Origin of the sequence: Actinoplanes couchii, from assembly GCF_016862075.1 — a bacterium.
In the GTDB taxonomy this organism is placed as follows: domain Bacteria; phylum Actinomycetota; class Actinomycetes; order Mycobacteriales; family Micromonosporaceae; genus Actinoplanes; species Actinoplanes couchii.
Window position 1 is genome coordinate 75,264 of record NZ_BOMG01000042.1, and the last position, 10,925, is coordinate 86,188.

A 10,925-nucleotide genomic window follows, 5' to 3' on the forward strand; every position below is an offset into this window, starting at 1 on the left:
GGTCACCCTTCGGCGCGTCACCGCAGCTCGTCCAACCGCCGTCCAGTCAGGATCCAGTCCGGTGTTCCACCCTGCTCAAGGGAACCTTAGGCAAGCCTGAACCGATACCACAAGCACGGGAGCCGCATCGTGATACGTCGATCCGTAGCCTGCGTCACCGTCCTGACGGCGGCCCTGCTCACACCGTCCGTCCCGGCGTCCGCCGCGGCCACCGCCGGCTGCGATGTCAGCTATGTGACCAACGGCGACACGTGGTCGTTCACCGGCCAGATCACCATCACCAACACCGGGACGGCGATCCTGTACGGCTGGACGCTCCGCTTCGTGCTCCCCGCGGGCCAGACGTTGCGCTCCGGCTGGGAGGCCACCTTCACCGCCGACGGCCAGTCCGTCACCGCGAAGAGCCTCGCCTACAACAGCGACGTGGCCCCGGACAAGTCGGTCCAGGTCGGCTTCTCCGCCGCCGGCGACGTGAAGGGCCCCCGCCCACCCAAATTCAAGGTCAACGACCACGTGTGTACGACCACCAAGCCCTGATTCCGGGAACGGCGTGGTGGGCGCGTCGGAGGGGCGCGCCCACCACGCCCGGTTCGCCGTCCGGTCCGAGCGGAGGTCCGTGACAGGGCGGCGGTGGCGTGCGAGGCTACCCATCGGTAACCGATGGTGAGGGGGCGGCATGTCGGAGGGGCTCGAACAGGCGGCGCGGGAGGCCTGGCGGATCACCGAACCGCTGCACGGGATGATCTACTTCGTCGCCGAGGCGCGGGAGCGGTACGCGGCGCTGGGGCTCGACCCGGGGAACGGCTACTTCGCGTCCCGGTCGGCGGCGATGGGACCGGTCGGTCCGGGGCCGGTGGTGGCCACCTTCTACAACTTCAACCCCGACCTGGTGGCCCGCGCGCTGCCGTCGGCCTGGGACGTGACCACCCCGCAGGCTGTGCTGGCCGCCCGGGTGGACGCCGCCGGGGCCGCGCTGGAGCGGCTGCTCGGCGCCGGGGTGGTGGACTCGCCGGAGATGCGGGAGGCCGCCGATCTGGCGCGACGGGCCGCCGAGTCGGCCGCGGCGTACCCGGAAGGCCGTCCGCTCTTCGCCGCGCATGTCGCCCTGCCCTGGCCGGACCGGCCGCACCTGGTGCTCTGGCACGCCCAGACGATCCTGCGCGAGTTCCGCGGCGACGGGCACGTGGCCGCCCTGCTGCTGGCCGGTCTGTCCGGGTTGGAGGCGGTGATCCTGCACGTCGCGTCCGGGACGGTTCCGCGCCGGTTCCTGCAGCTCAGCCGGGGTTGGAGTGGTGAGCGCTGGGAGGCCGCGGCCGAGGGGCTGCGCCAGCGCGGGCTGATCGAGGGCGACGAGCCGGCCCTGAGCGCGAGCGGCGCCGAGTTGCGGGCGTCGATCGAGGCGACCACCGACCGGGCGGCCGTGCCCGCGTACGCGGTGCTCGGGGTGGACGGGTGTGCGCGGCTGGCCGAGTTGACCCGCCCGATGAGCCGGGCCGTGGTCAAGTCGGGTGGCCTGAGCATTGACAAGGCGCCCCGTCCGGCCTGACGGTCGTCTCCGTGCGTACGAAGATCGCTGTGGTCGTCGCCGTTGTCCTTCTGCTCGCCGGATGCGGCGGCGACCCGGAGAGGCGGTGCGGACCGAGTTCCTCGCGGACAGCACCGAGCTGACGCCGTCGCTGCATCTGGTCCCGGAGGCCGGGCAGTTCCCGCCGGTGCCCGCGCCCGGCACGTGGGAGCGGATGCTGCTGAAGTCCGGGGCCGGCCGCGAGTTCGTGGTGGTGAACACGTCCGGCAAGCTGGTGAAGCCGGTGCTCCGGGTGGGCGACAAGTCGTACCCGCCGGGCGGGGTCTCCGAGAGCGCCGTGCTGATCGCGGCGGTCGCGCCGAAGGTGCCGATGGTGCTGGAGCCGCGGGTACGCCCCGGAGGACAAGGCGACGAACTTCAGCGTGATCGAGACCGTCGGCTCGTCGACGAAGATGAAACTCGACTAGCACGCTACCCGGCGGTAACCTCGGTGCGGCGATCGTCGCTGTCGTTCACTGTGCGTTAACAGCGATGTGTGGTGCCTGCGATAGGCGTTTCCATTGACGCGAGTTGATGACGTACGCCCGATGTCTCGACGTTAACAGGGCCGTAACCTGGCGTGATTCTAGATTCTTATTGACATCTATCGATGTAATGGCGTTTGCTCGTCACAGCGGTATGTATCTACGTAGCTCGATGGCTGCTAGCTTTGGAAACGCCTGAAGCGGGACAAATAAGCGAAAAGGCAGTTCACCTCTGCGTGACGGAAAGGGCCGACGATGGCATCCGTACCCCGCAATCTCGTGATTGGCCTGTGTCCCACCGGCGAGCCCAACCCACGGCTGGTCGCGGCCGTCGCCCGGGGTGGCGGGCTCGGCGTCCTCGACCCCGGCACCGGCCGGAAAGCGCTCGACGACACCGCCCGCCTGGTCCCGGACGGCTTCGCGATCCGGGTCGCCGCGCCCCTCCCCGCCGACCTGCCGAACGCCGTCCGCGCCGTCATCGTCGACGCCCCCGACGGCCTGCCCGACACCGATCTGCCGGTCCTGGTCCAGGTGGTGTCCCTCGCCGAGGCCCGCGACGCGGTCGCCGCCGGAGCCGCCGGACTGCTGGCCCGCGGCAACGAAGCCGGCGGCCGGGTCGGCCCGCTCACCGCGTTCGTGCTGCTGCAGACCCTGCTGGCCGAGCTGCCGGACACCCCGGTCTGGGCGGCCGGTGGCATCGGCCCGCACACCGCCGCGGCAGCCGTCGCCGGTGGCGCCGCCGGAGTGGTCCTGGACGGCCAGTTCGCGCTGGTCAGCGAGCTGAACCTGCCCTACCGGGCGGCGTCCGCGATCCGCGCCATGGACGGCTCCGAGACCACGGTCACCGACGGGCGACGCGTCTACCATCACCCCGCGCACACCCACCCGATGCCGCCGCTCGGAGCCGAAGCCGCCTTCGCCCGCCCGCTCGCCGACCGCCACCGGTCCGCGGCCGCCGTGGTCCGGGCCGTCCGCGAGGCAGCCCTCGCCGGAGTCGCCGCCCCGGCCGAGTTGAACCTGATCGTGCAGGGGCCGATGACCCGGGTCAGCGACCAGGCCGCCTTCGCCGCCGCGGTCGCCGCCGAGGACGGGCTGCCGTTCCTGGCCCTGGCGCTGATGGACGGCGACCGGACCGCGCGCCTGCTGGAATCGGCCGCGGACACGCTCGGCGACCGGCCGTGGGGTGTCGGGCTGCTCGGCTTCTCCCCGCCCGAGGTGCGATCCGCCCAGCTCGCCGCGGTCCTGGCGACCCGCCCGCCGTACGCGATCATCGCCGGTGGCCGCCCCGACCAGGCCGCCCCGCTGGACGCCGCCGGCATCATCACGTTCCTGCACGTGCCGTCACCCGGCCTGCTGGACCGGTTCCTCGCCCAGGGCGCCCGCCGGTTCGTCTTCGAGGGCTCCGAATGCGGCGGCCACGTCGGGCCGCGCGCCAGCTTCCCGCTCTGGCAGAGCCAGATCGACCGGCTGCTCGCCTTCGACGAGGATCTCGGCGACGTGCGGGTGCTGTTCGCCGGCGGCATCCACGACGAACGATCGGCCGCCATGGTCGCCGCGCTCGCCGCACCGCTCGCCGCCCGGGGCGCGACCGTCGGCGTGCTGATGGGCACCGCGTACCTGTTCACCGCGGAGGCGGTCAGCGCCGGGGCGATCGTGCCGCGATTCCAGCAGGTGGCGGTGGAGACCGCCGAGACGGTGCTGCTGGAGACCTCACCCGGCCACGCCACCCGCTGTGCCCGTACCGGCTATGTGCAGACCTTCGCCCTGGCCCGGCAACGCCTCGCCGAGACCGGGACGGGAGTCCAGGAGGCCTGGGCCGAGCTGGAGCGCCTCAACCTCGGCCGGCTGCGGGTCGCCAGCAAGGGCCTGCGCCACCAGGACGGCGCCCTGCACGAGGTCGGCGACGACATCCAGCACCGCGACGGCATGTACATGATCGGCGACGTCGCCACCCTGCGCTCCACCACCACCACGATCCGCGAACTGCACCGCCAGGTCACTTCAGGAGCCACCGATCTTCTGGTACGCCGGGCCAGAGCGCTCGCCCCGGCTCCGGCGGTGGTCCGCGAACCCGAACCACTCGACATCGCGATCGTCGGCATGGCGTGTGTGCTGCCGCAGGCCGGTGACGTCACCCGCTACTGGCACAACACGGTGACCGGCGTGGACGCGATCAGCGAGATCCCGGCCGGGCGCTGGGACGTCGGCCGCTACTTCGACCCCGGCGCGTACCGCCGGCCGCGACGGGACGCCACCCCGTCCAAATGGGGCGGATTCCTACCCCGGGTCAACTTCGACCCCTTGGCGTACGGGATCCCGCCCACCTCCCTGGCCAGCATCGAACCCGTCCAGCTGCTCGCCCTGGAAGTGGCCGCGCGGGCGCTCGCCGACGCCGGGTACGCCGACCGCCCGTTCGCCCGCGACCGTGCCTCGGTCATCTTCGGCGCCGAGGCCGGGCACGACCTGGCCACCGCGTACGGCTTCCGGGCCCTGCTCCCCGGCTACCTCGGCGATCTCCCGCCCGCGTTGGACGAGCACCTGCCCCGGGTAACCGAGGACTCGTTCCCCGGCGTGCTGTCCAACGTGATCTCCGGCCGGATCGCCAACCGTCTCGACCTGGGCGGCGTCAACTACACCGTCGACGCGGCCTGCGCCGCCTCGCTGGCCGCCCTCGACCTGGCCTGCAAGGAACTCACCACCGGCACCAGCGACCTGGTCCTGTGCGGGGCCGCCGACCTGCACAACGGCATCTACGACTACCTGATGTTCGCCTCGGTCCGGGCGTTGTCCCCGTCCGGCCGGTGCGCCACCTTCGGCGCCGGGGCCGACGGCATCGCCCTGGGTGAAGGGGTGGCCTGCGTGACCCTGAAACGCCTGGCCGACGCCGAACGCGACGGCGACCGGGTGTACGCGGTGATCAAGTCGGTGGCCGGTTCCAGCGACGGCAGGTCCCTGGGCCTGACCGCACCCCGCCCCGAGGGCCAGCGGCTGGCGGTGCAGCGGGCGTACACCGCGGCCGGGGTGTCGATGGCCGACGTCGGCATGGTCGAGGCGCACGGCACCGGAACCGTGGTCGGCGACCGCACCGAACTGGCGGTTCTGACCGAGGCCTTCACCGAAGCCGGCGCCGGTGTCGGCAGCACCGCCCTGGGGTCGGTGAAGTCCCAGGTGGGGCACACGAAGTGCGCCGCCGGACTGGCGGGCCTGATCAAGACGGCGCTGGCCGTGCACACCGGGGTCCATCCGCCGACCCTGCACGTGGAGAAGCCGAACCCGTACTGGGACGGCGAGAAGAGCCCGTTCACCTTCGACCGCACGGCCCGCCCGTGGTTCCGCCCGCCGGCCGAACGCATCGCCGGGGTGAGCGCCTTCGGGTTCGGCGGCACCAACTTTCACGCCGTCCTGACCGGTTACGACGAACCGTCGCACGGCCTGGACGAGTGGCCCGCCGAACTGTTCCTGTTCCGCGGCGCCGACCGGGGGGCGGCGACCCGCCACCTGGACCGCCTGACCGACCTGATCACCGCCAACGACCGGGCGGGCCGCCCATGGCGCCTCCGCGACCTGGCCTGGACGGTATCCGCCGGTGTGGACCCCACCCTCCCGGTCCAGACGGCCATCGTCGCCACCGACCTGGACACGCTGGCCGCCGCCCTACCGTCGGCCCGAACCTTCACCCACGCCCCCCACCTGGGCGTATACGCCGCCGCCCCACCCACACCGTCCTCCGCCACCCCGCCCATGCCGTCCTCCGCCGCCGTGCCCGCGTCGCCTTTTGCTGCGCCCGCGTCGCCCTCTGCCGTGCCCGTGCCATCCTCCGCCGGGGATCCGGGCAGGATCGCTTTTCTCTTTCCGGGCCAAGGCAGCCAGCGGCCCGGAATGCTCGCTGACCTCTTTGTGGCGTTCCCCGCCCTACGGGCCACGATCACCGGACCGGCCGCCCGGTATGCCGACGTGATGTTCCCGCCCGCCGCTTTCGACCAGGCCGGCGACAAGGCCCAGCGAACCGCCCTGGCCGACACCCGGGTCGCCCAGCCCGCTCTCGGCATTGCGGATCTCGCCGCATTTCAACTGCTGACCAGCCTTGGCGTACGCCCGGACCAGCTGGCCGGCCACAGCTACGGCGAGGTGGTGGCCCTGACCGCAGCCGGAGCCCTCGACCCGGCAGACCTGGTGGACCTGAGCCGGGCCCGAGCCGAGGCGATCCTGGGCGCAACCACCGACGATCCCGGCGCCATGGCCGCGGTGTCCGCCTCCGCCGAAACGGTGCGCAAGGTCCTGGCCGCCCATCCCGACGTGGTGCCGGCCAACCACAACGCCCCCGAACAGACCGTGATCTCCGGCCCGACCGAAGCCATCGAAGCCGCTGTGAAAGCCTTGCGGGAAAAGCGGCTGAGCGCCAAACAGTTGCCGGTGGCATGCGCTTTCCACAGCCCCGTGGTGGCGGCTGGAGCCGTGACGTTCCTGGCAACCTTGGCCGAACGCACAGTGACCACCCCGGACACAGAGGTGTGGAGCAACGCGGAGGCCACGCCGTACCCCACGCAGCCCACCAGAATCCGTTCCCTACTGGCCCGCCAGATAGCCGACCCGGTCCGTTTCAAGGACCAGATAGAGGCGATGTACGAGTCAGGAACGAGAACGTTCGTAGAGGTAGGCCCGGGCGACGTCCTGACCCGCCTGGTAACCGCAACCCTGGGCGACCGAAACCACAAGGCAGTAGCCATGGACCGCCCCGGCGACCCGGGTCTACCCAGGTTGCTGAAGGTACTGGCGGAACTAGCGGTAACCGGCGTCCCGGTAGACCCGGAAAACTTGTTCACAGGCAGAGACACCAAGGTGGTGACCACCACCAAGATCCCACCCCGCCCCGGCTGGACAGTAGACGGCCACATGGTCCGAACCACCGACGGCAACCCCCTACCCGGAGGCCTACGCCCCGCCCAGGTCCTGGCCACAACCGAGCCCATCCCCTCTCCCCACCCCGCCGCGCCCACCTCAACCTCCTCCACCACGCCTGCCGCGCCTGGCTCTCGCTCCTTCGCCACGCCTGCCGCGCCCACCTCTCCCTCCTTTTCTGCCTCTCCCTCTTCCACCATCTCGTCCTCTCCTTTCACCGCGCCGTCCACCTCCGGGCTGCCCTCTGCTCCGCCGTCTTCATCCGTCCCGTCCCTCATCCCGTCTTCCGCATCCGAGCGGGACGCAGCCGTGATGGAGTTCTTGCGCGGCACCCGGGAGTTGGTCGCCACCCAGAGAGAGGTGATGCTCGGATACCTCGGAACGTCCGTGCCGTTGCCCTCCAATTTCGCTACCCCAGTGCATCCAGTCCCCGCCGACCTGCCCATTCCCGCAGACCTACCCGTTCCCGCCGCTCTCCCCGTTCCCGCTGACCTTCCTGTCTCCGAGGGCGACTCGCAGACCAGCGTCACCCCTTCACCGGCGCCAACCTCCGTCGATGTCCTTGCGCTGGTGGTGGCAACGGTGAGCGAGCGAACCGGATATCCGCCGGAGATGCTTGACCCGGCCTTGGATCTGGAAGCAGACCTCTCCGTCGATTCGATCAAGCGGACCGAGCTGATCGGCGAGCTGGCAGACCGCCTCGGTTTCGGCGGCGCAGGCGGTCAGATCGACGAGTCGGTAGTGGAAGAACTGACCCGGATCAAGACGATCCGAGGCATCGCCGACTGGATCGAAAAGCGTTCCGCCGCAATCTCTGCACCGACCTTGCCGCCCACTTCACCCGCAGCCTTATCCACAGATTCGCCGTTCTCGTTGTCCACGGGTTCGCCCGCTGTCGAACCCGAGCCCACGGTGGATGTGCTGTCCCTGGTGGTGGGGACGGTGAGCGAGCGAACCGGATACCCGTCGGAGATGTTGGATCCGGCCTTGGATCTGGAAGCAGATCTCTCCGTCGATTCGATCAAGCGGACTGAATTGATCGGCGAGTTGGCGGATCGTCTTGGTTTCGGCGGCGCAGGCGGTCAGATCGACGAGTCGGTAGTGGAAGAACTGGCCCGGATCAAGACAATCCGAGGCATCGCCGACTGGATCCAGTCCCGGACCGATCCTGGCCCCGTTTCTCCGGTTGCTGCCACTGTCGTCGCTGCTCCTGCTTCTGCTTCTGCTTCCGTTTCTGTTCCTGTTCCTGCTCCTCCTCCTGATCTGGTCTTTGCCTCCGCTCCGGCGGCCGCTCTCACGGTGACGCCTTTTCCTTTCGTTGAATTGCCTCAGAGCTTGCAGCGATATGTTGTGCAGGTTCAGGAGATTGCGCATCTGGAACCGGCCGGGCCTGATGTGTCCGTCGGCAGTGGCGTTGCCATCGTCGCCGATGGGCGGGGGATCGGACTGGAACTCGCCGACATGCTGGAAGAACACAGCATTCCTGTGTCGGTTCAGGACAATTCCGCTTCGGCGCACGGCATGATGGCGTCAACCCTTGACTCGGGTGGTTCGGCGACCGGCTTGGATGGGCTCGTCTATCTGGCTGGAATCGGGCCGGAACCTGCACCGGGTGTTCCGGAGGTGTTCGGGGTTCTTCGGCGGGCTCTGATCGGTGGGGTGCGCCGGGTGATCGTTGTTACCGGGTCGGCGGGCACGTTCGGGCATGGGTGGTCCGGGGATCCGGCCACTGATCCCACCTCGGGTGCCGGGATTCGAGGGCTGGTTCGCACGATTGCACGGGAGTACCCAGACGTCCTGGTCCGAGCGGTCGACGTGGACCTCAAGGAAGCACCTCGAAAGATCGCCGGACACCTGCTCGACGAACTCGCCGCCATCACCACCCCCGCGGCCGATCCCACCGCCCCATCCGTCAGTGGCCCCATCACCCCCGCGATCGATCCCACTGCCCCATCCGTCAGTGGCCCCACCACCACCTCTGCGAGCGGACCTTCCGCCACAGCCGGGACCAGCCTTACTGCCTCATCCGTCAGCGGCCCCACTGCTCCATCCGCGAGCGGGCCCGCCGCCACAGCCGGGACCGGCCTCATTGCAATATCCGCGAGCGGCCACGCCGTTACCTCTGTGAGCGGGCCCGCCTCCATGTCCGCGACCAGGACCGGCATCATCGGGGCTGGGCCCGCCGCCGGTTCGGGTGGGCCTGTGGTCGTCGGCTACACGAACGGAACCCGCACCACCCTGCGCGTCAGCGGTGGATCTCTGGGCGGGGCGGTCGACGTCGGGGCCGCGTGCCGGGATGCGGGGATCGGCCGTGAGTCCGTCGTGCTGTTGACCGGGGGCGCGCGCGGGATCACCGCCTCGGTTGCCGGCGTTCTCGCTGGAGTGGCCGGGTGCCACTTGGAGCTTGTCGGGCGTACGCCGCTGGGTGTGGAAGATCTTGACCCGGAAGTGATGGCCGCTGACAGTGAACCGGCGCTGCGACGTCTGCTCGTTGCACGTGGCTTGCGGAATCCTGCCGAGATCGGGGCAGCCGCGCGTCGTCTCGCCGCCGAGCGGGAGATTCGGCTGACCCTGCAGCGGCTGGCCGGGCGGGCGGCGTCGGTGCGGTACACACCTGTGGATGTCCGGGATCCACAGGCGGTGGCCCTGTTGATGACCGATGTCCACAGGCGGCACGGGCGACTCGACACGATTGTGCACGGGGCCGGCCTGTGTGAGGACAAACTGCTGGCCGAGAAGACCCCGGAATCGTTCGACCGGGTGTTCGGCACCAAAGTGGACGGGGCGCGGGCCATCGCTGCGGCGGCACCCCCGTACCTCAGGCAACTGATCTTGTTCGGCAGTGTCTCCGGTGTTTTCGGCAATCGGGGGCAGTGCGACTATTCCGCCGCCAACGATGCCCTCGACACCCTGGCCCGGAGCTGGCACGGCCGGGTCGCCGAACGGGTCCTCTCGGTCGACTGGGGGCCGTGGGCGCCGGAGGCCGGGGGCATGGTCACCCCCGAACTGGCCCGCGAGTACACCCGCCGCGGCGTCGACCTGATCGACCCGGCACACGGTGTGGCCGCGCTGCTGGCCGAACTGGCGTGGGGCCGCCCGGACCAGTGTCAAGTCGGATTCCTGGCCGGGCCTGTGGACAACTTCGACGGGTTCCGATGAGCGCGCCGGTCCCGGAGGCGGTGGCGATCGTCGGGATGGGCGCGGTCTTCCCGGGGGCTGGGGATATCGGCACGTTCTGGCGCAACATCGTCACGGGTGTGGACGCCACCGCCGACGTTCCGGTGTCGCGGTGGGATCCGGCCACCTTCTACGATCCGGGGGCCTACCACCGGCCGCCGGTGGCCGACCGGTTCTACTGCCGGCGGGGCGGGTTCGTCGACGACGTCGCGACGTTCGACCCGACCCGGTTCGGGATCATGCCCGCCGCGGTCGCCGTCACCGACCCTGACCAGCTGCTCGCCCTGCGGGCCGCCGCCGAGGCCATCGAGGACGCGGGCGGCGCCGGCGCTCTGCCGGACCGGTCCCGGATCGGGGTGATCATCGGCCGGGGCGGTTACCTGACGCCCGGCATGGCTCGGCTCGACCAGCGGGTACGCACCGTCACCCAACTGTTGTCCACACTCCGCGAACTCGTGCCCGGTCTGTCCACAGGCCAGCTCGCCGATGTCCGGAAACAGTTCCTGGCCGCCCTCGGGCCGGAGAGCCCGGACGCGGCCATCGGACTGGTGCCGAATTTCGCGGCCGCCCGGCTGGCCAACCGGTTCGACCTGCGCGGACCGTCGTACACAGTTGATGCCGCCTGTGCGTCCGGTCTGCTGGCCGTCGACGCGGCGGTCCGCGAACTGACCACCGGACGCTGCGACGCGGTCCTCGCCGGGGCGGTGCACGTCTGCCACGACCCCACCCTGTGGAGCGTGTTCACCCAGCTCCGGGCGCTGAGCCCGAGCGAACGGATCCGCCCGTTCGACAGGCGCGCC

General features: G+C 70.5%; 4 protein-coding genes and 1 pseudogene. All 5 read left to right on the forward strand.

All coding sequences use genetic code 11. The features are described 5' to 3' along the window. The first annotated feature begins 129 nt into the window (after positions 1-129). Positions 130-537, forward strand: coding sequence for a cellulose binding domain-containing protein (locus Aco03nite_RS15050; protein WP_203795709.1), 408 nt, complete (start codon positions 130-132; stop codon positions 535-537). A 139-nt stretch (positions 538-676) separates the two neighbouring features. Then, positions 677-1,546 carry an SCO6745 family protein gene (locus tag Aco03nite_RS15055; RefSeq protein WP_203795710.1) on the forward strand — a complete coding sequence of 290 codons (870 nt, stop codon included), beginning with the start codon at positions 677-679 and terminating at the stop codon, positions 1,544-1,546. A 61-nt stretch (positions 1,547-1,607) separates the two neighbouring features. Continuing rightward, on the forward strand, positions 1,608-2,051 hold the full coding sequence (locus Aco03nite_RS15060; protein WP_203795711.1) for a hypothetical protein: 444 nt from the start codon (positions 1,608-1,610) through the stop codon (positions 2,049-2,051). Positions 2,052-2,328: 277 nt separating this feature from the next. After that, complete coding sequence (locus tag Aco03nite_RS15065; protein WP_203795712.1) at positions 2,329-10,107, forward strand: type I polyketide synthase; 7,779 nt, start codon at positions 2,329-2,331, stop codon at positions 10,105-10,107. A 35-nt stretch (positions 10,108-10,142) separates the two neighbouring features. Then, positions 10,143-10,925 (forward strand): annotated as a pseudogene (locus tag Aco03nite_RS54690) (beta-ketoacyl [acyl carrier protein] synthase domain-containing protein); the annotation flags it as partial.

Coding starts and splice junctions, on each gene's coding strand:
- Aco03nite_RS15055 (WP_203795710.1), top strand. CDS start 677: ATGTCGGAGGGGCTCGAACAGGCGGCGCGGGAGGCCTGGCGGATCACC.
- Aco03nite_RS15060 (WP_203795711.1), top strand. CDS start 1,608: ATGCGGCGGCGACCCGGAGAGGCGGTGCGGACCGAGTTCCTCGCGGAC.